The organism is Pantoea sp. WEP, from assembly GCF_041678305.1.
In the GTDB taxonomy this organism is placed as follows: domain Bacteria; phylum Pseudomonadota; class Gammaproteobacteria; order Enterobacterales; family Enterobacteriaceae; genus Pantoea; species Pantoea dispersa.
Window position 1 is genome coordinate 3403100 of record NZ_JBGNXB010000001.1, and the last position, 24612, is coordinate 3427711.

A 24612-nucleotide genomic window follows, 5' to 3' on the forward strand; every position below is an offset into this window, starting at 1 on the left:
ACGATCTGGTGCTCACCCTTGCGGCTTTTTCAGTAACGGCACCAGCAGCGCCGCGACGAAAAAGCCTGTCATGATCAGCCAGAACGCGTCGGAAAAGGCCTGGGTGCGCGCTTCACGCAGCGTCAGCGCCGCCAGCGACTGCAGCGCGGCCGTATGCGCGGCATCCGGGCTCAGGCCGCTGGTCATCAGCGCCTGAGCGCGCCCCTGCAGAAAATCACCCAGCGTCAGGCTGGCGCTGTTGAGATGATCCGCCAGCCGGCTAAAGTGCAGGTTGGTGCGGTCGTTGAGCACCGTACCGCACAGGGCAATACCAATCGCACCGCCAAGGTTGCGCATCAGATTAAACAGGCCAGACGCGAGCTTCAGGCGGGCCGGTGGCAAACTGCCCAGCGTCAGCGTTACCGTCGGTGCCACGGCAAACTGCTGCGCCATACCGCGAAATGCCTGCGGAAACAGCAACTCCTTCGCCCCCCAGTCATGGGTAATCGGCACGAAGAAATGCATCGACAGCGCAAAACAGATCAGCCCCGCCGCCAGCAAAATACGCAGATCGACGCGGTTCGCCAGCCAGGCATACAGCGGGATCGACAGAATCTGAAACACCCCGGTGGAGAAGATCGCCAGTCCAGTCTCCAGTGCGCTGAAGCCGCGCACCTGGCTGAGAAACAGTGGCGTAAGGTAAATGGTGGCGAAGATCCCCACGCCCGCCATAAACGAGAAGTAGCAGCCGAGGCTAAAGTCGCGGTCCCTGAGCGCGCGTAAATCGACGATCGGTTTGGCATGCCGCAGCGTGCGGATCACAAACAGCACGCCCGCCGCCAGCGCAATCCAGCCGGTGGTGGCAATGGTGTCATCATCAAACCAGCCCCAGCGCGGCCCCTCTTCCAGCGTATATTCCAGACAGCCGAGCGCCAGCGCCAGCAGCACGATGCTGAGATAATCCGCGCCGCGCAGCAGTTCACGGTTGGGCGCGTCGATGTTCACCAGCAGCGGAACCGCAATGGTGATGTAAATACCGGGAATGATGTTGATGAAAAACAGCCAGTGCCAGCTGAAGTTATCGGTGATCCAGCCGCCAACGGTCGGGCCAAGCGTCGGCGCCAGCGACGCCAGCGCGCCGACGGTCGCGGCAGCAATCACCCGCTGCCGGCCCTGGAAAAAGGCGAAGGCAGTAGTGAACACCAGCGGGATCATTGAGCCGCCCGCCAGCCCCTGCAGCGCACGGAATGCGATCATGCTCTGAATGTTCCACGCCCAGCCGCACAGCAGGCTCATCAGCGTAAAGCCACAGGCCGAGGCGGCGGACAGCCAGCGCGTAGACAGCACGCTGGCCAGCCAGCCGGAGAGTGGAATAATGATGATTTCGGCGATCAGGTAGCTGGTCTGCACCCAGACGGTTTCATCATCGCCCGCCGACAGGCCACCACCAATGTCGCGCAGCGAAGCTGAGACAATCTGGATATCCAGCAGCGCGATAAACATGCCGATGCACAGGGTGGCAAAGGCGAAGACTTTCCGGCTGACCGGCATCTGCGCGGGCGCGATCGGCGCGGCGACCACGCGGCTCATTGCGCGCTGCGCTCATCGACGGTCACGGTCACCGACAGTCCCGGACGCAACAGCCCGAGCGTGGCCGCATCGCCGTCCAGCGCAATGCGCACCGGCACGCGCTGGACAATTTTGGTGAAGTTACCGGTGGCGTTTTCCGCCGGCAGAATGCTGAAGCGCGAGCCGGTCGCAGGCGACAGGCTGGCGACATGCCCGCTGAAGGTGCGGCCTGGCAGCACGTCCGCGACAATTGTTGCCGTCTGGCCTGGCCGCATGTGCGCCAGCTGGCTCTCTTTAAAGTTGGCGTCAATCCACAGCCCCTGCGCCGGCACCAGCGACAGGAGTTGCGTGCCGCTGCTGACATACGAACCGGCCCAGGCGCGGCGATTGCCGATCACGCCATCAAACGGCGCGCGGATAGCGGTGTATTCCAGATTGAGCTGTGCCAGCGCCAGGTCGGCCTGCGCCTGTGCCAGCGCGGCGTGCGTCTGCTGCTCGCGCGCATCCAGCACCTGCAGCTGACGTTCGGCGACCGCGCGATCGGCACGGGTTTTGCCCTCCTGCGCCAGCGCCTGATGGTAATCGGCCTGCGCATGATCGCGAATCTGCTGCGACACCGCAGCGCTGCTCACCAGCGCGTCATAGCGGCGCTGGTCGGCGGTGGTTTTCTGCGTTACCGCCTGCGCCGCCAGCAGCGCAGCACGCGCGCCGTCGATGGTGGCCAGCTGGAGCTGGCGCGTGGCGGCGATATCCTGCAGCGCCGCCTGCTGCGCAGCGACTTCGCCCTCCGCACGGTCAACCGCCGCCCGATAGTCGCGGTTATCCAGCTGTACCAGCAGGTCGCCCTTTTTAACCGCCGCATTATCCTGCACCGCCAGGGTCTGGACATAGCCGGACACTTTGGCCGAAATCGCACTGATATCCGCGCCGACGTAAGCATCATCGGTCGCAGGCATAAAGCGCGCGCTGTGCCACCAGTAATAGCCATAGCCGGCCAGCGCCACGCCGCCGCAGGCCAGCATTAGCAGCAGTGCCGCTTTTTTCCGCGTCAGGCTCATGGTTCGTTCCCGGCCACCGTCTGCGGGGCGAATTTTTGCGCCGTATCGCCTGCGCGCTTTCTCGCCAGATACTGCTGGCGATAGTGCATCATCGGGCTGGCCGCCGGGCCTGGCACCATCTGGTATTTGTCACTGGAGAGCGGCTGGCCGGTGGCGCTGTCGACCATTTGCGGCGTCACCGGGCGCTGGGTGGCGCTTTCAACCAGCTGCATCTGCCGCCCTTCCGGTGAAAAGTGGGTGCTGCCCCACTCGGCCAGCGCCAGTATTACCGTGCGAAAATCGCGGCCCGCTGCGGTGAGGTGGTATTCGTAGCGTGCCGGAGCGTCGCTGTAACACACCTTTTCCAGCAATCCATCCTCCACCAGCTCTTTCAGCCGGCGCGACAGAATATTGGGCGCCACGCCGCTGCTTTTCTGAAACTCATCAAAACGGGTAAAGCCGGCCAGCGCATCGCGCATGATCAGCATGCTCCAGCCGTCGCCGACGCGTCCAAGGCTGCGTGCGATAGGGCACGGCATACTACACAGAGGTTGGTTTTTCATGGGCCAGTTCCCGATGTGAAGTCGATGCGGGATACTGTGGCAGGGTAACTTTCACTTTGCAAGTCACTTGCAGAATGAAAGTAACAAACAGATCGTCAGCGCGCGTTCTGGCGCAGCCTCACAGCCTGTCGATCAATTCCTGCCGGTGGTCATGCAGCAGACGCAGCATTTCACGCAGCAGCGGATCTTCGTTGCCCTTCTGCCACGCAATACTCAGCGGCAAGCCTTTGATCTGCTCAGGTAACGTCAGCGCGATATAGCGCACGCTGTCGCTGTTCATGGTGCGATAAGAGGCTGGCACCACCGCCAGACCGAGGCCGGCGGACACCAGGCTGAGAATGGTTTGCTTCTCTTCGGCATATTGCGCGATATGCGGCGTCATGCCAGCCTGCTTAAACAGGCTGATGGTGAGATCGTGGCTGTGCGGCCGGGTGCGGCGGTCCGGAATGATCATGGCTTCATGCTGAAAATCCGCCACCGTCACCTGCGCTTTATCCGCCAGCGGATGCGTCAGCGGCACTGCCAGCACGCAACTTTCGCGGGTAATAAAACGCAGCGCCAGTGACGCATCCATGCGCTGCGGCGCGCGGATAATAATCATATCCAGCCAGCCGGATTTTAATTTAGGAATCAGGTTAAGGGTTTTATCTTCGATAATATGGATATCGCTCAGCGGATGACGCGGCACAAATAAATTCAGCAGTGCCGGAACTAAACCGCGCGCGGCGCTATCGATAGCGCCAATGCGTAATGTCCGGCGTTCATCTTTTAATCCGCCTTTAAAACGCAGCGCCAGCGCATCAAACTGATCGATCAGTTTTCCCGCTTCGTCAAAAAACAGGGCTCCCTCGGCGGTTAATGAAACATTGCGCGTTGAGCGGTTTAACAGGCGCACGCCGAGATCCTCTTCCAGCAGGCGAATAAAGCGGGAAAGTGATGCAGGCATCATTTCCATACTTTGTGCCGCCCGGCCGAAATGCAGTTCTTTACCCACCGCGACAAAGCAACGCAATTGATTTATATCCACATTTCCCTCACCGCACGATTATTCAAATAGTTTATATAATCCACGCCTGATGATCGCGCAATACAAACCTGCATACTGCATTCGACAACCAGAAAATAATACTACCCTACACAATCTGGAGCACTTTAATATGAACTCTCACCTCGAAAAAAGGGTGATGCGTAAAGTGACGTTGCGCATTGTGCCCTTCATCATGCTGCTCTATTTCATCGCGTTTCTCGATCGCGTCAATATTGGTTTTGCCGCGTTAACCATGAATCAGGATTTAGGTTTCTCGCCCACGGTATTTGGTTTTGGCGCCGGGATCTTTTTCCTCGGCTATTTTCTGTTTGAAGTCCCGTCGAATTTAATTTTGCACAAAGTGGGCGCACGCATCTGGATCGCCCGCGTGATGATCAGCTGGGGATTGGTCTCCGGCTGCATGGCGCTGGTGCAGGGCACCACCAGCTTCTACCTCCTGCGCTTTCTGCTCGGCGTGGCGGAAGCCGGTTTCTTTCCTGGCATCATTCTCTACCTCAGCTACTGGTTTCCGGCGGCGAAGCGCGCGCAGGTTACCGCCATCTTCATGGCTGCCGCCCCGCTCTCTACCGCGCTCGGCTCGCCGGTCTCTGCCGCGCTGCTGGAGATGCACGGTCTGCTGGGCTACGCCGGCTGGCAGTGGATGTTCGTGTTGGAAGCGATTCCGGCGTTGCTGCTGGGCATCGTGGTGCTGTTTTTCCTCACCGACCGTCCGGCGCAGGCTAAATGGCTGAACGCAGAAGAGCGGCGCTGGCTGCAGGAGACCATGCAGGCTGAAGAGCAGGCGCGGTCGACGCAGCACGGCCACAGCAGCGCCTGGCGCGGGCTGGCGGACAAGCGCGTACTGGCCCTGGCGCTGGTGTACTTCGGCACGTCGGCCGGGCTGTACACGCTGGGGATCTGGTCACCGCAAATCATCCGCAGCTTCGGCGCCTCCTCGCTGGAAATCGGCTTCCTCAATGCTTTCCCGGCGGTGATCGGCGTGATTGGCATGATCCTGTGGGCACGTCACTCCGATCGTCGTGGCGAGCGCAGCTGGCACGTCATTGGCGCCTGTTTACTGGCTGCCGCCGGGCTGATTTATGCCGGTAACGTCAGCACGCTGCTGGCGGTGATTATTGCGCTGACGCTGGTCACGGTCGGCATCAGCGCCTCCAAGCCGCCGCTGTGGAGCATGCCGACGCTGTTTCTCAGCGGGCCGGCTGCAGCCGCCGGCATCGCCACCATTAATTCCATCGGCAACCTCGGCGGTTTTGTCGGCCCGATGATGATTGGCGTGATCCGCCAGCAAACCGGCAGCTACACCTGGGGACTCTATTTCGTCGCCGCGCTGCTGGCGTTGTCCGCGCTCATCGTGCTGATTCTCGCCGCGCACACGCCAAAACCGCAAAGCGCCGATCTGCCTCATCCTCATACCCATTAATTGACTGGAGAAGACTATGCGTAACTACAAAATTGCCGCGATTCCGGCAGACGGTATTGGCCCGGAAGTGATTTCGGCTGGCGTTGAGGTGCTGCAGGCGCTGACGCGGCACGATGAACAGCTGACGTTTGACGTGCAGACCTTTGACTGGGGCTCGGATTACTACAAACAGCACGGCGTGATGATGCCGGAAGATGGCCTGCAGACGCTGAAGCAGTTTGATGCCATCTACTTTGGTGCGGTGGGCGCGCCGGACGTGCCGGATCACATCACGCTGTGGGGGCTGCGCCTGCCGATTTGTCAGGGCTTCGATCAGTACGCCAACGTGCGGCCCACCAAAATTCTGCCGGGCGTGACCTCGCCGCTGCGCAACCGTGGACCGGGCGATCTTGACTGGGTCATCGTGCGCGAGAATCCGGAAGGGGAATACTCCGGCAACGGTGGCCGTGCGCACCGCGGCCTGCCAGAAGAGGTGGGCACTGAAGTAGCAATTTTCACCCGCGTCGGCGTAACGCGCATCATGCGCTACGCCTTTAAACTGGCGCAGTCGCGACCGCGCAAACTGCTGACGGTGGTGACCAAATCCAATGCCCAGCGGCACGGCATGGTGATGTGGGATGAAATTGCGGCGGAAGTGGCGCAGGAGTTCCCGGATGTGCAGTGGGACAAGATGCTGGTGGATGCCATGACGCACCGCATGACGCTCCACCCGCAATCGCTGGATACCATTGTCGCCACTAACCTGCATGCGGATATTCTCTCCGACCTCGCCGGCGCGCTGGCCGGCAGTCTCGGCGTCGCGCCAACCGCCAATATCGATCCGGAGCGGCGCTTTCCGTCGATGTTCGAACCGATTCACGGCTCGGCGTTTGATATCACCGGTAAAGGCATCGCTAACCCGATCGCCACCTTCTGGACCGCGGTACAGATGCTGGAGCATCTGGGCGAGCGCAACGCGGCCGCGCTGATAATGCAGGGCATTGAGCACGTGTGCGCGGCGGGCATTCTGACGCCGGACGTCGGCGGCAGCGCCACCACCGCTGACGTGACGCGCGCGCTGGTGCAGTTTATTGAAGCCAAATCTCAGGTGGCGGCAACCGCCTGAGTCGAAAGGCGGGGTGTTACAGCGCCGCCGCCAGCCGGTCCAGCGCCAGCAGGATGCCATAGCGCCGCGCCGGTGCTGCATCCGGCAGCGGCAGCCAGTAGTTGGCCTGGCTGGCGAGATCCAGCGCCGCCGGGCACAGCGCCATCACTGGGGTCTGCTGGATGTGAGCGTGATGCACCGCGCTGAGCACGCTGCTGTTGATGGTGTCCGGCGCGAGGATCAGCAGCAGATCGTCCGGCTGCAAACGGCTGAGCGTCAGGCGCAGCAGGTTGTCATCCTGGATCCACGCCAGCGCCAGCCCGGCTTCACTCAACCGCTGCTGCACTTCCGCCACCAGCGGCGTGTGCTGGCCGGCGGCACCGATCAGCAACACGCTGCGTGCCTGACGCAGCGCCTGCGCCGCCTGCTGCCAGCGGCTGTCATCCAGCTGCTGCCACTGCTGGGTCAGCGCCTGATGCAGACTAACCAGCTGCGGCACCGCACCGTGGCTGGAAGTAGCCGGTTCGGCGCTGGCGCGTGCCAGCCGCATACGCAGATCGCGAATATCGTCGCAGCCGACCGAACGGGCAAAGCGGGTAATGGTCGCCGCACTGACTTCCGCCCGGCTGGCCAGCTGTTCAATGGTGGCCGAGGCCGCGAACGCGGCGTCACGCAGGATGGCGCGCGCCACCCGCTGCTCCTGCTGGCTGAGCGAAGCCTGCCGCTGACGAATCACCGTCATAAACGCACTTTCCTGCTGGCCGGCCTGGCGCACCTGGTGCAGAAAATCATCCAGATCGCGGTAGCCCGCCGAGGCAGCAAAGCGCTGGAGTACAGCCGGGCTAACACCCGCCTGCGTCGCCAGACTCTCCATAGTGGCCTGCGCGCTGGCGTGCAGGTTATCCAGAATAAATCGCGCCAGCTTTGATTCCTGCGCATCAAAACGCGCCGACTGCTGCAGTTGCCAGACAATATCCATTAGCTCATCACATCCTCAGTAACGAACCCTCATGATGCATGAAAATATTTTTCATGGTGAGATTTTTTTCAGCTGAGCGCACTGAATTTTCCTGGAATTAAAGCACTCGCAACAGAAAATCATCGTGCCGATCACATCAATGAAAATTATTTTCATGGCGATTTGATGATTAAACTATTGATAAATAATATTTTAAATTATTTTCATCACAAAATCATCTGGCTGCAGGGTATTTACAGTGCGGCCGAGACAGGTCTTAAATGCCGGAGTCAATTCACAGGAGGATAAATTATGCGCATTGTTCTTTGCTGTGCCGCCGGCATGTCTACCAGCATGCTGGTGAATAAAATGCAGCACGCCGCACAAGCGCGCGGGCTGGCGATCAACATTCAGGCCGTCCCGGTGGCCGATTTCGAACGTATCCTGCCGGATGCGGACGTGGTGCTGCTCGGCCCGCAGGTGCAGTTTGAAGCTGCCCGCCTTACCGCCATCGCGGCCCCGCAGGGCAAGGCGGTCGCCGTTATCGACATGATGGATTACGGCATGATGCGCGGCGAACAGGTGCTGGATAAAGCGCTGGCGCTGCACGCTTCCTGATTCTTCGTTTCCCCCAATCTGACTGATAACACACGGCGTTGCGCTGTGGGAGATTCTGCATGCCTGAAGATGACGTAATGGTGGTTCCGGAAGAGGAGATCATGCTGCTGCTGGTGCAGGCCGGTGCCGCGCGCAGCGCCGCTCTCAGTGCCCTGCGGCTGGCGCGCGCCGGCCAGTTTGAGGCGGCACAGCAGCAGCTGGCGGCGGCGCGGGAAAACGTGAGCAGCGCGCATCAGCAGCAGACGGCGCTGATTAGCCTGGACGAAGGCAGTGGCCGGCTGCCGGTTACCCTGATTCTGGTTCATGCCCAGGATCACCTGATGAACGCCATGCTGATTCAGGATTTAGCGGGCGAAATCATTGAACTCTATCGCCGTACCACGGCAGGAGAAAACGATGCTTAAGATAGCAATCATTGGCGGCGGCAGCAGCTATTCGCCGGAGCTGGTGGAGGGAATCATCAACCGTTATGCGCAGCTACCGGTAACCGAACTGGCGCTGGTGGATGTGGCGGCAGGACGCGAAAAGGTGCAGATCATCGCCGATCTCACGCGGCGCATGCTGCAAAAAAACGGGCTGGAGCAGGTTAAGGTCAGCGTGCACTTCGCGCTGGATGAGGCGATTCGCGGCGCGCGCTTTGTGCTGACACAGCTGCGCGTCGGCCAGCTGGCGGCACGCGCCGCCGATGAACGGCTGGGCCTGAAGTATGGCCGTCTCGGTCAGGAAACCACCGGTGTCGGCGGCTTCGCCAAAGCACTGCGCACCATTCCGGTGATGCTGGAGATTGCGCGCAAAGTGGAACAACTGGCACCGGACGCCTTCATCATCAACTTCACCAATCCGGCGGGCATCGTTACCGAAGCCGTGGCGCGCTACAGCAACGCGAAGATCATCGGCCTGTGTAACGTGCCGGTGAATATGCACCATATGATCGCCGGCATGTTACAGGCGCCGTTTGACGAGGTGGCGCTGCGCTTTGCCGGGCTGAATCATCTGGTGTGGGTGCATCAGGTGCTGTGCCGCGGCGAGGACGTGACCGCCGGGGTGATCGAACAGCTGTGCGAAGGCCAGGCGCTGACCATGAATAACATCAAAGAGATGCCGTGGTCGCCGGCGTTTCTGCGCGCGCTGCAGGCGATTCCCTGCCCTTATCACCGCTACTACTGGCAAACACCGCAGATGCTGGCCGAAGAGCAGGAGAAAGCGCAGCACGGCCAGGCTGGAACGCGCGCCGAACAGGTGATGAAGGTGGAAGCCGAGCTGTTCGCGCTGTATGCCGATCCGCAGCTGGCGCACAAGCCGGAGCAGCTGAGCTTTCGCGGCGGCGCATATTACTCCGAAGTGGCCGTTGAGCTCATCAGCGCCATCCATAACAATAGCGGGCAAAATCTGGTGGTGAACTGCCAGAACCACGGGGCGATTCACGGTCTGCCGGACGACGCAGTGGTGGAAGTGAACTGTGTGGTCGATGCGCAGGGCGCGCACCCTCTGGTGTTTGGCGCGCTGCCACCGCTGATGCACGGGCTGACGCAGCAGATCAAAGCCTTCGAGCGATTGACCATCGACGCGGCGGTGCACGGCGATCGCGGTGCCGCGCTGCTGGCGCTGGTCGGCAACCCGCTGGTCGGCGATGTCGCCAGCGCCGAAGCGCTGCTGGACGAAGTGCTGACGCTGAATCAACCGTGGCTGCCGCAGTTTGCGTGATATCCCTGTCGCAAACCGCACCCAGGCCGTCGCGGCGCGCTTCATCGCGCTATAAATTGCGCCGCGACGGCCGGGTGCAGGTATCCGCTGCCGCGCCGAAGTGACACGCATTGACCTGTTAATTTGTTGCGCCATTGTGCCCGAGGAGGCCCTATGTCCAACCGTAATATCATCGAACGTTATGTGCTGCCCGCCGCGCTCAAGGTGGCCGGGCAGAAGCATGTGCTGTCTGTGCGGGACGGCATCATTCTCAACATGCCGTTCATGCTGATCGGCAGCTTTTTTCTGATCTTCGCCTACCTGCCGATCCCGGCGTGGGGCCATCTGATGGCCGACCTGTTCGGCGACAGCTGGCGCAATAAACTGCTCTATCCGGTGCGTGCCACCTACGACATCATGGCGCTGATCTCCAGCTTCGGCATCGCTTACCGGCTGGCGGAGAAATACCGCACGCTCGACCCGCTGACCAGCGGCGCGATGGCGCTGGTGGCGTTTGTGATGACCATTCCGCAGCAGACGCTGTTCGCCCCGGTTGAAGGTGCGCCCGCGCAGCTGGTCACCGGCGTGCTGCCGATTTCGCTGATCGGCAGTCAGGGCCTGTTCGTGGCGATTGTGATCGCGCTGCTCTCCACCGAAATCTACCGCTTTGTGCACAGCCGCAATCTGGTGATCAAGATGCCGGAGGGCGTGCCGCCGGCGGTGGCGAAATCCTTCCTCGCGCTGGTTCCCGGCTTCTGCGTGCTGGCCGTGGTGCTGCTGCTGCGCCTGGCCGTTGAAGCCTCGCCGTTCCACGACATCAATAACCTGATTGCTACGGTAATTGGTCTGCCGATGCAACACGTCGGCGGCACGCTGCCGGGGATGATTTTCTCGGTGCTGCTGATTGGCATTCTGTGGACGCTCGGCCTGCACGGTGATGCCATCGTGCTGGTGTTCATTCAGCCGGTATGGCTGTCGAACATGAGTGAAAACCTCGAAGCCTTTCAGCATAACCAGCCGATTCCGCACATCTTTACCCAGCAGTTTTACGATTTATGGATTGCGCCCGGCGGCACCGGCGCGCTGCTTGGGCTGGTGATCTTTATGCTGATCCGCGCGCGCAGCCGCCAGATGAAACAGCTGGGGAAAATCGCCGCGCCGGCGGCGCTGTTCAACATCAGCGAGCCGCTGGTATTCGGTATTCCGCTGGTGATGAACCCCTACCTGTTCCTGCCGTTTATCCTGACGCCGGTGCTGCTGGTGATTGTTTCATGGGCGGCAATGAGCAGCGGTCTGGTGGCGCCGCCAGCCGGCATCGCCCTGCCCTTTACCACGCCGATCTTCGTCAGCGGCTATCTCGCCACCGGCGGCCATATCTCCGGCACGGTGTTGCAGGTGGTCAACCTGACGATTTCGCTGGTGGTCTACTATCCGTTTTTCCGCGTGTGGGATCGCCTGAAGCTGCGCGAAGAGCAGCAGAATGAACAACAGGCGCAGGCCGCCAGCAGTAGTGCCGTCGTGCCTTCCTGAACCACTTCCTCTGCCGGGTGTGCCCTGCTGCGCACCCGGCCGCATCCTTCCACTTTTTGCAATAATGACTTCGCAGATCTGGCTATTCTGCCAGCAATACGGCTGTGCGAACCTTAGGCCACGGCTCGGGATCACCCCGGCCACTACCTGAGGAATCGCATGATGAAACTGTACAATTTAGCACTCTCCGGCCACGCTCACCGCGCACTGCTGGCACTGTCACTGCTCGGCATAGCGCATGAAACGGTCGAAGTCGACCTGCCTGGCGGCGAACATAAAACCCCGGCGTTTCTCGCCATCAACCCGTTCGGTCAGGTGCCGGTGCTGGAAGACGAAGGCGTTTACATCGCGGATTCCAACGCCATTCTGGTGTACCTGGCGAAGAAATTTAACCGCAGCGACTGGCTGCCGGAAGATGCGCTGGGCGCCGCCCAGGTGCAGCGCTGGCTGTCGGTGGCGGCCGGTGAACTGGCTTACGGTCCGGCGGCGGCGCGCCTGATTACCGTGTTTGGTGCCAAATTCAACGCGGAAGAGGTGCTGGCGCGCGCGCATCTGATTCTTTCGCGGCTGGAAAGCCATCTCAGCCAGCGTGAGTGGCTGGTGGGCGACCATCCCACCATTGCTGACATCGCTTTATATAGCTACCTGGCCGGTGCCCCGGAAGGCAATGTCGAGATGTCCGGTTACCCTGCGGTGAATCAGCTGCTGCGCCGGATTGAAGCACTGCCCGGCTTTGTGCCTTTTCCGCAGACCGCCGCCGGCCTGCGCGCCTGACAGGAGTCAGCATCATGGGCGAGAAACTGATTACGCTGCCGGTATGGCATGACGGTGAAATTGCGCTGCAGCAGCAGGCGGGGGTGGCGGAACGTATGGCCGATGTCGGGCAGCGCGTGATCCGCGATTACATGCCCGATCAGCATCGTGACTTTTACGCGCAGCTGCCGTTTATCGTTGCCGGCAGCGTTGATGCACAGGGTGATGCCTGGGCCACGCTGCTGGAAGGCCAGCCCGGTTTTATCTTCTCGCCCAACGCCACCACGCTGGATATCGCGGCCCGCCCTGACGCCAGCGATCCGGCGGCTGGCGGGATGACCGATGGCGCGCCGGTGGGCCTGCTCGGCATCGAGCTGCATACGCGGCGGCGCAACCGCATGAACGGCGTGCTGACGGCGATTGGCGGCGGCCTGCGCGTGCAGGTTGACCAGAGCTTCGGCAACTGCCCGCGCTATATTCAGCTGCGCGATTTCCGCTTCGACCATGCGCCCGGCAGGGCTTATCAGGGCGAAGTTGAGACGCTCAGCGCGCTGGATGACGCCGCGCGCGCCGCCATCGGGCAAGCCGACACGTTTTATGTCACCACCTATGCCGACCAGGCGCGCCGGCAGGTGGACGTTTCGCATCGCGGCGGCAAAGCCGGTTTTGTGCGCATCGCTGCCGATGATGTACTGACCATTCCGGACTTCAACGGCAACCTGTTCTTCTCCACCCTCGGCAATATCGTACTCAACGGCAAGGCCGGGCTGCTGTTTATCGACTACGCCAGCGGCGATGTATTGCAGATGAGCGGCGATGCCACGGTGATAACCGATTCCGCCGAAATCGCGGCCTTTCAGGGTGCCGAGCGCCTGTGGCGCTTTAGCGCGCGCCGCATCGTGCGCCGGCGCGCTGCCCTCGCCCTGCGCTGGACCGATCAACCAGACGGCGTATCGCCCGCCTCGCTGATGACCGGCGACTGGCCGTCCGCCAGCGAACGCCTGCAGGCACAGCAGCTGGCGGCGCAGTGGCGACCATTCCGCATCACGCGGATCGTCGAGGAGAGCGCGCAGATTCGCTCGTTTCATCTTATGCCGGATGATGGCGCTGGCGTGCTGCCGCATCTGGCGGGCCAGCATCTGCCGATCCGCCTGACGCTGCCGGGCAGCACTAAACCACTGATTCGGCAATATACGTTGTCAGTTGCGCCGTCGGATGATTATTACCGCATCAGCGTGAAGCGTGAAGGTGCCGTATCACAGTATCTGCACGATGCTCTGCGCGTCGGCGATCGGCTGGAGGTGCGCGCACCGGCCGGTGACTTCACTATTGATGCACACGAAACGCGGCCAGCGGTGCTGCTGGCGGCGGGCGTCGGCATCACGCCCCTGCTGGCGATGCTGCGTCACCTGATTTATGAAGGCCGACGCAAACGCCGGATGCGTCCGGTGTATTTGCTGCAGTCGGCGCGTAACCTGGCCGAACGCCCGTTTGCGCGTGAGCTTGATGCGCTGCTGGCAGCCAGCGAAGGTGCGTTGAAACTGGTGCGGGTGCTCAGCCAGCCGGGCGAAGCCGAAGCGGGCGTGGATTATGACGTTGCCGGACGCATCGATATGGCAGTGCTGTCGCAGGTGCTGCCCTTCAACGATTACGATTTCTATCTATGCGGCCCGCCGTCATTTACCCAGGCGATGTATGACGGACTGCGTGGCCTGAATATTGCCGACGCGCGTATTCACGCCGAAGCGTTTGGTCCGTCGTCGCTGCAGCGTCAGCAGGAGGATGCGCCAGAGCCCGCCGCGCTGCCGTCGGTGGCGACCGAAGCGGTGCCGGTGGTGTTTACAGAGTCACTGAAAGAAGCGCGCTGGACGCCGCAGTCCGGCACGCTGCTGGAGCTGGCCGAAGCGCGCGGCCTGAGCCCGGCCTACAGCTGTCGCGCCGGACATTGCGGCAGCTGTAAGACCAGACTGGTGAAAGGTGCGGTGACTTACCCTACCCGGCCAGACATCACGCTGGCGCAGGATGAGGTGCTGATCTGCTGCGCGGTGCCGGCGCAAGTCGAAGACGGGGACGCGGCGGTGCAGCTGGCGTTGTGAGGTGAGTGCCCTCGGGGTATGCATTCAAACTGGCTACGGGTACGAACGGCGCTTAACTCACGCTTCCGCAGGACTTTACCAATGATTGCTATGCGCTAGCGCTTTACCTTAAGAAACAACAGGATCAGGGACAAACGAAAGAAGAAGACGCGCTTCGCGATGTTGAATGGCTGGGCAGCAGCACCTCCTTGAACGGCAGCGGTTATTATGATCAGCTGCAATCCAAGACACCGCACACCTCATTCTGGTGGAACGAAAGCCGCGACAGCGGCAGACCAGACTCCGGTCGCGGTGGTTATCCAACCTGCCGCGAATGGTGGTCAAGCGGCGATACCGGCCTTGAGGCGCGAGTGGTCGATCAGGCATCGCAGGGAATGTGGCTATGTATGTCAGCAGCATTAAAAATGATGGGCAAAGATAACGCTGAACATAAAGAGAGCATTGTTCGCCGCCTGGTGAGCCCGGAGAGTTTGACCGTTTCTGAGAATGGTCGAACCTAAGCCGGTTATGGCGGAAATGTTGATTTCACGCTGGATAACACCGCCAGCCGCATTGGCGGTATTACGGGAATGTCATTGGATAAGTTTGGCTGCGTTCCCAGCGTTTGATGCTATGCGCCAGGCATTACCGATGGTGCAGGCATTATTGTTGATGGCGATATATGTGATGCTTCCATTGATATTGGCGTTCGGCAGTTATGAGTTCAAAACCGTTATTACTGTCAGCTTTGTGGTGTTCGCGCTTAATTTTCTGACGTTCTGGTGGGAACTGGCGCGTTGGCTGGACAGCTGGTTGATGGAAGCGCTTTATAGTTCTGATACGCATAGCCGCAGGAATGCTGCTGGGTTCCAGAACAGCTCTGATGATTTTATTATGAACTTTGTTATGGGGCGATGTTTATTGTGCTGACCGCGTTGTGGATGGCGGCGTTTGGCTGGGCTGGGATCAGAGTTGGCCGGATGGCTGAGATGTTTTCAAATGGGGACAAGAATGTGCAAGGAGCTGCAGGAAAAGCAGGTGAGACTATAAGCGGCGCCATCAAAAAATAGTCAATAAAATCACAATGTAAGAGTTTATTCATAGTCGGGAGGATATTAATAAATCATGATCATTGATCAAGTAATGCTAATGGGTTAGATTAAATATTGACCCACGAAGATAATTTGACTTAATGAACTTTGCTTGTAAGGATGCAGCAATGCTTGAAAAATTAGAATTAACAAAAAATGCCCAATTTTACGTCCTCAAGAATGATATTGAATTACAAGATATTAATGAGGATTTTATTTCACGTATTCTTAATGCAGCTGATGATAATATAGAGCCGGACCAAGAATACATCTTAAACACATTCCGAGACGTCGGAATTTTAATAGATCAAGACATTCAATATCGCTACTCAATTAAGATATTCCCAACAATAAGACCTGTTTATTTCATAGGCAAAGATGAAGAGGAAGATGGTTTATACGACCGAATACATGCATTCATAATAATATTTGAATTTGAGAACTATATTTGCATAGTTAAAAAGAGCTGTGCAAGTATTTCTGACAGTATCGAAGATAATTTCGACCTTATTACGAATGCAATGATTGCTGATACTTTCAATGATTCGGATGTGTCATTTCAGAGGATTTCCATGCGAAATATGACTGTCTCCGACAAAGCAATCAGGAATCGCTCCTATGAAGCAGCAGATCTTAAGGGAACTTTTTCAACTCATGCTGCTGGCAGGTCTATTCCTTTGTTCTTAAAGTATCGCCAAGGTTTAATTACAAGAACTATATCGGGTACAGGAAGATTAGTTGAATCTTCTCATAGAATAAACTTTGATGATTTAGCCTTATGGGCTTATAACCAGCTATCTCTAATTAAAAGTGGCGGCGGTGAAAAAGATTTTCTAGATGCCTTCGCAAAGCAAAAAAAACTCCAAGAGGTATTGGCTGTTACATCCCCAAATGCAATATTGATCGAGAGTTCATCATTATATGATCAACTCAATGAAGACAGCATTCCGATTAAGTATGTTAATAAAAAAGGAAATGATGTAGCGCTGAATACCAAAGAGATGGATAAATTATTTAGACATCTTGAAAGAGTTTACACTATTGATTCAGCTAATAGCATTGAGAAGGTTGTAGGAAAAGCAATCATTCGTTTCAATAATAAAACAATGACATTTGACTCGTCGTTTTTAAGATCATTAAAAGTAAATATTTCTGGCAGTGATGTAACACTACAAAGCTATATAATAAAAAATGGATTTTATAGCATCACATTTAATGATCCGAGATATATGTATTTCATAGGCAATTGCTTTCAGGATGATTCTGGAGTGGCTGAAATAGAAAGCATATTAGAAATGTTACATCCAATAAAAAACATGTCTTTAGTTAAGAGCGAAAAAGGGTCATTTAGAAAAAACAGTGTTAATTTCTCACGTGACTCAATGTTTTCTTTAGTTGAGAATGAGCACAAACGCGACGACTATGTTTTTTGTGACGACTTGGGGACTGAATGGGCTGACCACATAACATTTAATAAAAAAGATTCTTGCATCAATTTCATCCATTCTAAACATGGCCCGCAGAGTACTTCCGCAAGTAATCTTCATGATGTTATTGGTCAGGCAGTTAAAAACTTAGGCTATCTTAATTTTAGCCAGTCAGATTTAACTAAAAAAATGCATGATAAATTCTCTTCAGATTACAACTCCTATTCTGGCCCTACTCGAATCAAGAGGGTTAGAAAGGGCAATGCTACCAATTTAGATAAATATCTCACTGAATTACTAAAAGACTATAAGCTCCACAGAAAATGTATATTGAGCTGCTCATTTATATCTAAAAAGTTAATAGCAGCGGAATTTGGAAAAATTCAGAGGGGTGAAAAAGTAAGTGGTCACATTACTCAGTTGTTATGGATACTTTCCTCTTTTTCACATGCGGTAAAGGAAACAAGTGCAATACCTTTAATCTATTGTGATGAGTGATTGAAATTAAGAGTTATCATTCATCTATTTTATAACCTCCTGAATAATAGCCATATCCTTCAGGGCCATTTCTATAACCATCATTGAAATCATACTCAACTTCTTCGACAGGAATTGAGTATGATTTTGGTAGCAGAAGTGCCAGTAAAGCCAAAATCCCCAGCCCAATAAGTCCCGCTGTGTTGTAGAAGACGAATGCAACTAATATTAATGCAATGAAGACCATGCTAATAAATCCCGCATTAGCTATAACTATTTTAATTCTAGAGCCGCCAGCATGAGCTCGCATTTTGAATCTAAACTTAGAGAAGATGGTTGCAGTCGCTTTTACGATTGTGCCAGCAACTTTACCGTTATGGTAGCGTTGTTGTTCATTCTGTCGTCTCAATTAATTCATAAATATACAATAAGCATTAACCCTTATGATCATTTTTTCAACTAAATTGTGTCCAACAATTTGACGCAGAAAATCAGGCTCGCTAAATTTTGTTCGTTGCCATTGTTTACGCAACCAACAAAGCCCTCATGGCCTGAAAGGGGCACCACAGCGGCGGTCATCAGCGAAAGTTTCAGCAGCCTGTGAGAAACGCCATATGGCGGCTGCATCCGGGATAACCGGCAAAGCTACACAACCTTTCCAAGTAGCGGGCAAAAGCAACGCCCAAGGTTTCCACTACATCACTACGGTTCAATCAACTTCATCTCATCGATACAAGCTACTGCGCACAGCCAGTTTGCGTGATCGTTTCCGCCATTTGGAACATTTGGCGACGAACGAACCTCGCAATTACAGGCAGAAGCTGCGCGGCGTCACTTGCGTTGGCGCGTAGCAACAACCAAGTGACGCGCGCAGCGCGTATACGTCAACACCACGTAATACGACCTTCTGCGACGACGCTTACCGTCTGACCAACACGTAGTCCGTTATTACAACCATCAACCACTCCAACATTCAGTGAACGTTAGCAACTTATCTGAGGAGGAAATCAACGCGATATCAAGGCGACATCAGCAAACCTGACGGACGGAGGCGTTCTGAGAAATCAGGAACCGGCATTAGCCTCGATCAGCTCTGAGAGCTGTAGAAACCTCGCAACAACTCAACATTACGCCGCCTCGATGCACAGATATCCGCTGAGAGGCAGGAACCGCCACCTGAAACCGTGCAGTCGGGGTAGATATGTTTTTTGGAGAATGTATGTCGCGTGGGAACTTGTGCGCAGCTTAAATGCAGCAGTGGCTTATTCATCGGATCATGGCGGTAAGTTGTTTGATAAAGCTGGGCTGAGGAACGCGATCGATACCGAAATGTGGTTAAGGATACAGGTCTATCGGGGATAGAAGCGCCACATAGCCTGAGATACTCTTATTCGCGTGAGGCCACCGACTGGCATATGAATAATAGCCTCAGCAGGGAAGAAGCTGAGGCCATGGTTTCGATGGATTTAGGGCATGGGTCTAATCTCCACACATATATAAAAAATGTTTATAACCTTTAATCATTATTGTTTTCGTTATCATCAAATTTATTTTTATTCTCATCCTGATTTTTTTCTTCTGAAGAATTTGATTGATAATAATTCTGATCATTTGCTTGTTTGCTAATCAAATAATCATCACTAGAAACTCCGTGCATCCAGTTGTTTCTAGTGGAAACAGGAGGGAAATGAACTTGAAGTTTCCGGAGAGTATCTAAGCTAGTTTTAAAAACATCCTCATAGGGATTTTTAAATGTGCTCAAATGTTCGATTTGCTTCCTGATCATGTCATTATTTGATGTTAAACTTGCCAGGTTGGCTATATTTTTCTGAAGGGTCTTTAACTGTTGTAAATCTGTTTCATTCGATTTTGCTTTGTAAATAACTTCTGAGGCTGGTTCTTTCCTGCTTGAGTCTATATCAGATTCAACAACCTCTTTTTCTATGTTCTCAAGACTGCTCGACAACACTTTTTCGATAAAGCCAGTTAGCTTTAGACAATTTTCAAAGTCACCTTTGGTGAAGCCTGTATTATGAGCCACTGCGCATCTAATGTCATAAAGCTCTTTCCATTTATCAATTAATACTTCTTCGGTACAATCGATATGCTCACTCAAATATCTTTGCCAGTTAGAACGCGGTAAAATGCTCTCAATTTTTGATAAATCTTGTGCCTTACAAGCCTTATCGATTTCATCAAAAATTAGATCACGTTGAGTTGCACTGTATTTATCAAAAATTGTTAGTGTTAAATCGATAAAATCCAAACCTGAAAGATAGTTAGCTTCAATATTTCTACCTTTGGAGTTTCCAGCCTTACCTTTAAGATCGGCTGAAAGGCTAGTTTTCTCCCAAGAATAGCCCACCTTTACAATAAAGAGTTTAGTTAATACTTTTCTCATTAAGTTTTCTATGTTTTTAATGAGCGGGTAAGCTTTGGTGGAATAATATGAGTCTAGATCACTCCAAAGCACCTTTGGTGGCACTTGAAAATTTCTTTTTAAAATACTTATAACTGCCCGATGCAAAGATGTTATTTTATTGGCAATTGAATCATCAACAGAGCCCTCATAATAAAGAGTGATGTCAAAATAATTATTTTTCTGATCAGAGGATTCAATAGGAACGATATTTACCTTAAATTTAATATCATCATACTCAAAGAAACTCCCTTTTTTGCTGATCCCGTCGTCTATTAAAAGCAAATCACTAATAGATGCTGGAGAGTTTGCAAAACTTTCTTTTTTTTCCTTGAAAACCATGTATTCAATTTTCAAATGACATCCTTACTTGATGATATAAAAATTTGTGGTAATGGTAGTATTGGTATGTTGATCAAATTTCACGGCCCTGAAAGAAGCACCATCTGGCGGTCCCCACATCCGCACACCTCTGGAGCGGGTCCCATCTTAAATGGTTAAGGTTCTCTCATCATCTCGCCACACTTTACGGCACGCTTTACTCATCCTGACGGGGATTTACTGCCGTTAGCGGATAAATCCCCCATTTTTTCATATCTGGAGGATTTACCCATGGGCTATTGCCATTGCTACACCCAACTGAAATCAGTACCTAACGATTAGAGGTTACTTTTAACCGTACCGCAATCAAACGTCTTTTGATAATACAAAACCGGCACATTCCTGGCTATAAGCAACCGTTGGTGCTTTGCACAAGTGATGGCAGCTATCCACTGCGGCAGCCCGCTGTCCTGATAGTACAAAGCGGCATTCAACAACAAGCTATCTCTTTTAACGGTGAAGTGAAGGAAGATCTTGAGTAGAAAGTGTCTTCCCTGGCCAACATTCATCTGGCGGTGAATTCTGTAAGACATCGTTCAACTGGTCACCAGACCGGCCTCATGACTCCATGGTGCTAGCCACACTACTTCTGACGCATCGATTTTACGTCGGCTGCTATGACTTCTCATCAGATGGCACGCTTGCAGAATGGCTTGATGTTCAGAAGTGGCTACCCAAGCGCTTGGGTGGCCAATACCTGAAGCAATCCTGAGTAACCTCAAGTAACCACCCTCAATCTCAACCTGCCCAGTGGCGTATCATTTCGCCATTACGTGAAGGGATACGCCACGTAAGGAGTATCCCACGCCGACCAAACACATAAAACCTAAATCCCAAACCGACCAAGCTGATCTTTACCAGCAAGTCATCGGCAAAATCGTAGCGTCGATCGAGCGAGAAGTTTTATCCTGGTGTAAACCTTCGCGAGACAGTAAGCGTTCCGCTGAATCCCCGATCCTATTCAACGCGCCGACCCGCCGCCACTACAACGGAGTAAATATCACGCTGTTGTGGTTAGCCGCCGAGGAGCAAGATTTTCAGTCCTGTCACAAACATCTGCCACATCCGGATCATCAGATTAATGGCGGGCTTGGTGCTGATAGGCGCGGTCAGACACTGGAAATGCTAAACACCCAGCATGCATGTGACTTAAGTTGAATTAAATCGCGCGCATTACAATTCTGCTGCTGGTTTTATTGTATTACCGAAAACCTTGAAAATCATATTTTATTAATAAAAATGACACCCATGCTTTCTTAATTAATTGATGTCATTTGTTATAATTATGCAGAAAGAATAGAGGAGAATTTTCGAGGAATAGAATGGGAAATGGGATCGCCCATAACTCTAAGCATTACCTTTAAAAACTCATAAAGGCATTTGTAATTAACATTAGGCAACAGTACGGCAATTATTTTTAGTGCCAATAAAAAAAGGGTATCAGCGCTAACTGATACCCTTTCAGTAGGGTTGGCTTAAAACCAAGCTGGTGCATTTACTCTGCACTGAATGTTGCTGGAACGCCACCTTCTTTCAGTCACCCGTCAGAAAATGTCTTTCTGACCAGTGCCTTGGTGTTAGTGGTGCCCGGACGCGGAATCGAACCACGGACACGGGGATTTTCAATCCCCTGCTCTACCGACTGAGCTATCCGGGCAACGGGGCGCATTAAACCTTACTCGCGCCGTACCGTCAAACGCTTTTCGGTAAAAATCAGCTGACTGCTGCCTTTTGCAGCAAACGCCGGAGCCGATGGTAAAAACCTGCGCAACCGCGTTATTTAGTGATGAATTTTTAGCCACCCACGCCGATAACCGTGCTGACATCCCATAACCATAATAAGGTCCACCATGTTCAGCACGATTACATCGGGAATCCTGTCGCGCCTCGCGTGGCAGAAACGCAGTCACAGCAGCGCAACGCTCAGTTCGCTGCAGGAGGCCATCGCTATGGTTGAGTTTACGCCTGATGGTCACATCCTCACCGCCAACGCGCTGTTTCTGGAGCGCATGGGCTACACGCTGGCAGAAATTGTCGGCCAGCATCACAGCCTGTTCTGCACGCCGGATATGGTGCAGTCACCGCAGTATCGCGAGTTCTGGCAGCGTCTGAATCGCGGCGAAGGCTTCAGCGATAAGTTTTTGCGCGTGGCGAAGCACAGCCGTCCGATCTGGCTGGAAGCCAACTACGTACCGGTGCAGGATCGCCACGGCCGGGTGATCAAAATCGTCAAGCTGGCGAGTGATATCACCGCGCGCATCATGGATGCGCAGGAGCAGCGCGCCATGACCACCGCCATTGAGCGCTCGATGGCGGTGATTGCCTTCAACCTCAAAGGTGAAGTGCTGATGGCCAACGATAATTTCTTCAATACCATGGGCTATCGCGCTGATGAGATCATCGGTCGCCATCACAGCCTGTTCTGTCCGCCCGAAATGCGCACCAGCGAGGCCTATCGCCGCTTCTGGCACAAGCTCAATCAGGGTGAATATATCTCCGGCCAGTTCGAGCGCGTCAATAAGCAGGGCAACACCGTCTGGCTGCGCGCCACCTATAATCCGGTGTTTAACAGCGCCGGCGAGCTGTACAAAGTGGTGAAGTTCGCCACCGACGTTACCGCGCAGGTGGAAAAAAACCAGCTGGAGCGCGAAGCAGCGCAGCAGGCCTGGCAAACCGCGCTGCATACCAGTGAAAGTACGCAACAGGGAGCGGCGGTCATTGAAAACAGCGTGCAGAATATCAATGCGCTGGCCAGCGAACTGCACGGTATTTCTGGTGATATCAATGATCTGAGCGACTCTTCCGATCGCATCGGCGCCATCGTGGAGAGCATCCGCCGCATTGCCGACCAAACCAATCTGCTGGCACTCAATGCGGCAGTGGAAGCCGCGCGCGCCGGTCAGCACGGCCGCAGCTTTGCGGTGGTCGCCAGTGAAGTGCGCACCCTCGCGGCAAACATCAATCGCGCCACCAGCGAAATCGAGAATCGGGTGAGGCATAACCATCTGCTGGCGGATAAGGCGCAGAAAGGCATCGCGTCGAACCTGAAACGTGCCGATCAGGGCGTAGTGCTCGCGCAGCAGGCGGGCGGTGTGATTGCCGAAATTCGCGGCAGCTCCAGTGAGGTGGTGCGCGCCATCAGCCACGTCGCCGATACACTAAAAGCCCCGCAGTAAGCGCAGCAGCGAGCGCTGGCCGGCGGTGACATAAAAGTGTCATCGCCGTGCCGTAACCTAAGATTATTCCTAATCAACGCCAGACTCTTTCTCATGCAGCAGCCTGATTTCCGCACCGGGCTTAGCACCCTGACGGGTCGTGCCCGCGCGCGTTCGCTGTGTATTGCGGTGCCGTTCGTCACGCCAGCGATGGACAACACGGCGGTAATGGCGCTGTTTAGCGAACACAAAGATTTGATTGGCCTGCCGGTGGTGGAAAACGGCACGCCGTTCGGCATGATTAACCGCCACATCTTTCTGTCGCAAATGACGCGCCCGTTCTTCCGCGAGCTGTACGATCGTAAAAGCTGTATCGCCTTTATGGATAAGCAACCGCTGGTGATCGATGCCGAAACCGGACTCGATCGGGTCGCGCAGCAGGTGGTCGCCAGCGGAGATAAATCAGTGACCGATGGTTTTATCGTGACTGAACAGGGCCGCTATATTGGCATCGGCCTGGGTATCGACCTGATTCGTACCGTCTCCGATTTGCAGGCACAGCAGCATCAGCAAATTTTACAGAGCATCGATTACGCGCGGGTGATTCAGGACGCGATGCTGGACCGCTCGCGGCAGCAGATGGCGCAGCAACTAAGCGACTGGTGCCTGCACTGGCAGCCGCGTGACGGCGTGGGCGGCGACTATTAAGCCTTTCACCGCGACGAGCACGGCTGGCTGGCGCTGATTGCCGACTGCACCGGCCACGGCATTCCCGGCGCGTTTATGACGGTGATTCTGCATGCAGCGCTGGAGCGTGCGCTGCAGCACAACCATCGTACGCCGTCTGCCCTGCTGCAGGCGCTTAACCGCCACATCAAACAAACCCTGGGCCAGCTTAACGCCTCGCAGCAGACCTCGCTGTCCAACGACGGCTGCGATGCGATTGCGCTGCGGCTGGAGACGGCCAGCCATCAGCTGAGCTGGGCCAGCGCGCGCATGCACGCGGTACTGCAGCCGGTACAGGGTGAAGCCGCCGCGCTGCAGGCCGATCGCGTCGGCGTTGGCTACACCGATACGCCGCACGACTATTGCTGGCCGCAGCAGCAGCGCACACTGCAGCCCGGCGATGTGCTGCTGGTGATGAGCGACGGCGTGACCGATCAACCCGGCGGCGCGCGGCAGATTATGTTCGGTAAAAAGCGGATTCAGACGGTCATTGCACAACATAAAACCCTGCCGATGGCCGAGCTCTCCACGGCGTTTGCGCAGGCATTTCTTCACTGGCAGGGCAACCAGCCGCGGCGCGATGACGTCACCTGGTTTGGCCTGCGTTATTAACGAGCCT

The 24612-nt window shown here is 55.2% G+C and carries 18 protein-coding genes, 1 tRNA gene and 2 pseudogenes; 13 read left to right on the forward strand and 8 right to left on the reverse strand.

Annotated features, from left to right (window positions below; all coding sequences use genetic code 11):
• Window positions 1-12 precede the first annotated feature (12 nt).
• The 4 genes from ABVR31_RS15925 to ABVR31_RS15940 form a co-directional block, all read right to left on the reverse strand.
• A complete protein-coding gene (locus ABVR31_RS15925) occupies window positions 13-1569 on the reverse strand; it encodes a DHA2 family efflux MFS transporter permease subunit (protein WP_372773431.1) in 1557 nt (518 codons plus the stop codon).
• Entirely contained in the window at window positions 1566-2606 is a 1041-nt protein-coding gene (locus ABVR31_RS15930) for an HlyD family secretion protein (RefSeq protein ID WP_372773433.1), read from the reverse strand. Before ABVR31_RS15930 ends, ABVR31_RS15925 begins: the two co-directional genes overlap by 4 nt.
• Window positions 2603-3148, reverse strand: coding sequence for a winged helix-turn-helix transcriptional regulator (locus tag ABVR31_RS15935; protein WP_372773435.1), 546 nt, complete (start codon window positions 3146-3148; stop codon window positions 2603-2605). The genes ABVR31_RS15930 and ABVR31_RS15935 overlap by 4 nt, the downstream gene beginning before the upstream one ends.
• Before the next feature lie 118 nt (window positions 3149-3266).
• Window positions 3267-4175, reverse strand: coding sequence for a LysR family transcriptional regulator (locus ABVR31_RS15940; protein ID WP_372773437.1), 909 nt, complete (start codon window positions 4173-4175; stop codon window positions 3267-3269).
• A gap of 130 nt (window positions 4176-4305) precedes the next feature.
• Here ABVR31_RS15940 and ABVR31_RS15945 point away from each other — a divergent pair, with 130 nt between their 5' ends.
• Both ABVR31_RS15945 and ABVR31_RS15950 read left to right on the forward strand, forming a co-directional pair.
• Window positions 4306-5616: an MFS transporter gene (locus ABVR31_RS15945; RefSeq protein ID WP_222951302.1), complete on the forward strand. Its 1311-nt coding sequence runs from the start codon at window positions 4306-4308 to the stop codon at window positions 5614-5616.
• Between the two features lie 16 nt (window positions 5617-5632).
• Window positions 5633-6721: a tartrate dehydrogenase gene (locus ABVR31_RS15950; RefSeq protein ID WP_372773439.1), complete on the forward strand. Its 1089-nt coding sequence runs from the start codon at window positions 5633-5635 to the stop codon at window positions 6719-6721.
• A 16-nt stretch (window positions 6722-6737) separates the two neighbouring features.
• Here the strand turns inward: ABVR31_RS15950 and ABVR31_RS15955 are convergent, their stop codons facing one another.
• Window positions 6738-7679 (reverse strand): MurR/RpiR family transcriptional regulator, encoded by a 942-nt coding sequence (locus ABVR31_RS15955; RefSeq protein WP_241798005.1) that lies wholly within the window; start codon window positions 7677-7679, stop codon window positions 6738-6740.
• Between the two features lie 288 nt (window positions 7680-7967).
• Here ABVR31_RS15955 and ABVR31_RS15960 point away from each other — a divergent pair, with 288 nt between their 5' ends.
• The 8 genes and pseudogenes from ABVR31_RS15960 to ABVR31_RS15995 all read left to right on the forward strand — a co-directional run bounded on the left by ABVR31_RS15960 (window position 7968) and on the right by ABVR31_RS15995 (window position 17333).
• Window positions 7968-8276, forward strand: a complete 309-nt coding sequence (locus ABVR31_RS15960) for a PTS sugar transporter subunit IIB (protein WP_058759671.1) — start codon at window positions 7968-7970, stop codon at window positions 8274-8276.
• 59 nt (window positions 8277-8335) lie between these two features.
• Complete coding sequence (locus ABVR31_RS15965) at window positions 8336-8680, forward strand: PTS lactose/cellobiose transporter subunit IIA (RefSeq protein WP_223815702.1); 345 nt, start codon at window positions 8336-8338, stop codon at window positions 8678-8680.
• On the forward strand, window positions 8673-9980 hold the full coding sequence (locus tag ABVR31_RS15970; RefSeq protein ID WP_058759673.1) for a 6-phospho-beta-glucosidase: 1308 nt from the start codon (window positions 8673-8675) through the stop codon (window positions 9978-9980). Before ABVR31_RS15965 ends, ABVR31_RS15970 begins: the two co-directional genes overlap by 8 nt.
• Before the next feature lie 153 nt (window positions 9981-10133).
• Window positions 10134-11489, forward strand: a complete 1356-nt coding sequence (celB, locus tag ABVR31_RS15975; protein ID WP_372773442.1) for a PTS cellobiose transporter subunit IIC — start codon at window positions 10134-10136, stop codon at window positions 11487-11489.
• A gap of 162 nt (window positions 11490-11651) precedes the next feature.
• On the forward strand, window positions 11652-12263 hold the full coding sequence (locus tag ABVR31_RS15980; protein ID WP_058759678.1) for a glutathione S-transferase family protein: 612 nt from the start codon (window positions 11652-11654) through the stop codon (window positions 12261-12263).
• 14 nt (window positions 12264-12277) lie between these two features.
• The gene (locus ABVR31_RS15985) at window positions 12278-14338 is read left to right on the forward strand and encodes a pyridoxamine 5'-phosphate oxidase family protein (RefSeq protein WP_372773444.1); all 2061 of its coding nucleotides are present in this window, start codon (window positions 12278-12280) and stop codon (window positions 14336-14338) included.
• 68 nt (window positions 14339-14406) lie between these two features.
• A pseudogene (locus tag ABVR31_RS15990) lies at window positions 14407-15387 on the forward strand (conjugal transfer protein TraG N-terminal domain-containing protein); the annotation flags it as partial.
• 149 nt (window positions 15388-15536) lie between these two features.
• The gene (locus tag ABVR31_RS15995) at window positions 15537-17333 is read left to right on the forward strand and encodes a hypothetical protein (RefSeq protein ID WP_372773446.1); all 1797 of its coding nucleotides are present in this window, start codon (window positions 15537-15539) and stop codon (window positions 17331-17333) included.
• A gap of 16 nt (window positions 17334-17349) precedes the next feature.
• On the opposite strand, the gene ABVR31_RS16000 is transcribed toward ABVR31_RS15995, so the two are convergent.
• The gene (locus ABVR31_RS16000; RefSeq protein ID WP_372773448.1) at window positions 17350-17721 is read right to left on the reverse strand and encodes a hypothetical protein; all 372 of its coding nucleotides are present in this window, start codon (window positions 17719-17721) and stop codon (window positions 17350-17352) included.
• A 1107-nt stretch (window positions 17722-18828) separates the two neighbouring features.
• Window positions 18829-20088 (reverse strand): hypothetical protein, encoded by a 1260-nt coding sequence (locus ABVR31_RS16005; protein ID WP_372773450.1) that lies wholly within the window; start codon window positions 20086-20088, stop codon window positions 18829-18831.
• Window positions 20089-20931: 843 nt separating this feature from the next.
• Here ABVR31_RS16005 and ABVR31_RS16010 point away from each other — a divergent pair.
• Window positions 20932-21270 (forward strand): ArdC-like ssDNA-binding domain-containing protein, encoded by a 339-nt coding sequence (locus ABVR31_RS16010; protein WP_372774067.1) that lies wholly within the window; start codon window positions 20932-20934, stop codon window positions 21268-21270.
• A gap of 423 nt (window positions 21271-21693) precedes the next feature.
• Here the strand turns inward: ABVR31_RS16010 and ABVR31_RS16015 are convergent.
• Window positions 21694-21769 (reverse strand) — tRNA-Phe (locus tag ABVR31_RS16015).
• Between the two features lie 193 nt (window positions 21770-21962).
• On the opposite strand from ABVR31_RS16015, the gene ABVR31_RS16020 reads away from it, so the two are divergent.
• Entirely contained in the window at window positions 21963-23288 is a 1326-nt protein-coding gene (locus ABVR31_RS16020) for a PAS domain-containing methyl-accepting chemotaxis protein (RefSeq protein WP_058759546.1), read from the forward strand.
• Window positions 23289-23381: 93 nt separating this feature from the next.
• Window positions 23382-24605 (forward strand): annotated as a pseudogene (locus tag ABVR31_RS16025) (SpoIIE family protein phosphatase).
• Window positions 24606-24612 lie beyond the last annotated feature (7 nt).

What these genes read in the sequence shown, in the direction of transcription:
- ABVR31_RS15985 (WP_372773444.1), top strand. Translation starts at nt 12,278, where the DNA reads ATGGGCGAGAAACTGATTACGCTGCCGGTATGGCATGACGGTGAAATT.
- ABVR31_RS15980 (WP_058759678.1), top strand. Translation starts at nt 11,652, where the DNA reads ATGAAACTGTACAATTTAGCACTCTCCGGCCACGCTCACCGCGCACTG.
- ABVR31_RS15995 (WP_372773446.1), top strand. Translation starts at nt 15,537, where the DNA reads ATGCTTGAAAAATTAGAATTAACAAAAAATGCCCAATTTTACGTCCTC.
- ABVR31_RS15950 (WP_372773439.1), top strand. Translation starts at nt 5,633, where the DNA reads ATGCGTAACTACAAAATTGCCGCGATTCCGGCAGACGGTATTGGCCCG.
- celB (WP_372773442.1), top strand. Translation starts at nt 10,134, where the DNA reads ATGTCCAACCGTAATATCATCGAACGTTATGTGCTGCCCGCCGCGCTC.
- ABVR31_RS16020 (WP_058759546.1), top strand. Translation starts at nt 21,963, where the DNA reads ATGTTCAGCACGATTACATCGGGAATCCTGTCGCGCCTCGCGTGGCAG.
- ABVR31_RS15925 (WP_372773431.1), bottom strand. Translation starts at nt 1,569, where the DNA reads ATGAGCCGCGTGGTCGCCGCGCCGATCGCGCCCGCGCAGATGCCGGTC.
- ABVR31_RS15970 (WP_058759673.1), top strand. Translation starts at nt 8,673, where the DNA reads ATGCTTAAGATAGCAATCATTGGCGGCGGCAGCAGCTATTCGCCGGAG.
- ABVR31_RS15945 (WP_222951302.1), top strand. Translation starts at nt 4,306, where the DNA reads ATGAACTCTCACCTCGAAAAAAGGGTGATGCGTAAAGTGACGTTGCGC.
- ABVR31_RS15965 (WP_223815702.1), top strand. Translation starts at nt 8,336, where the DNA reads ATGCCTGAAGATGACGTAATGGTGGTTCCGGAAGAGGAGATCATGCTG.
- ABVR31_RS15935 (WP_372773435.1), bottom strand. Translation starts at nt 3,148, where the DNA reads ATGAAAAACCAACCTCTGTGTAGTATGCCGTGCCCTATCGCACGCAGC.
- ABVR31_RS15955 (WP_241798005.1), bottom strand. Translation starts at nt 7,679, where the DNA reads ATGGATATTGTCTGGCAACTGCAGCAGTCGGCGCGTTTTGATGCGCAG.
- ABVR31_RS15930 (WP_372773433.1), bottom strand. Translation starts at nt 2,606, where the DNA reads ATGAGCCTGACGCGGAAAAAAGCGGCACTGCTGCTAATGCTGGCCTGC.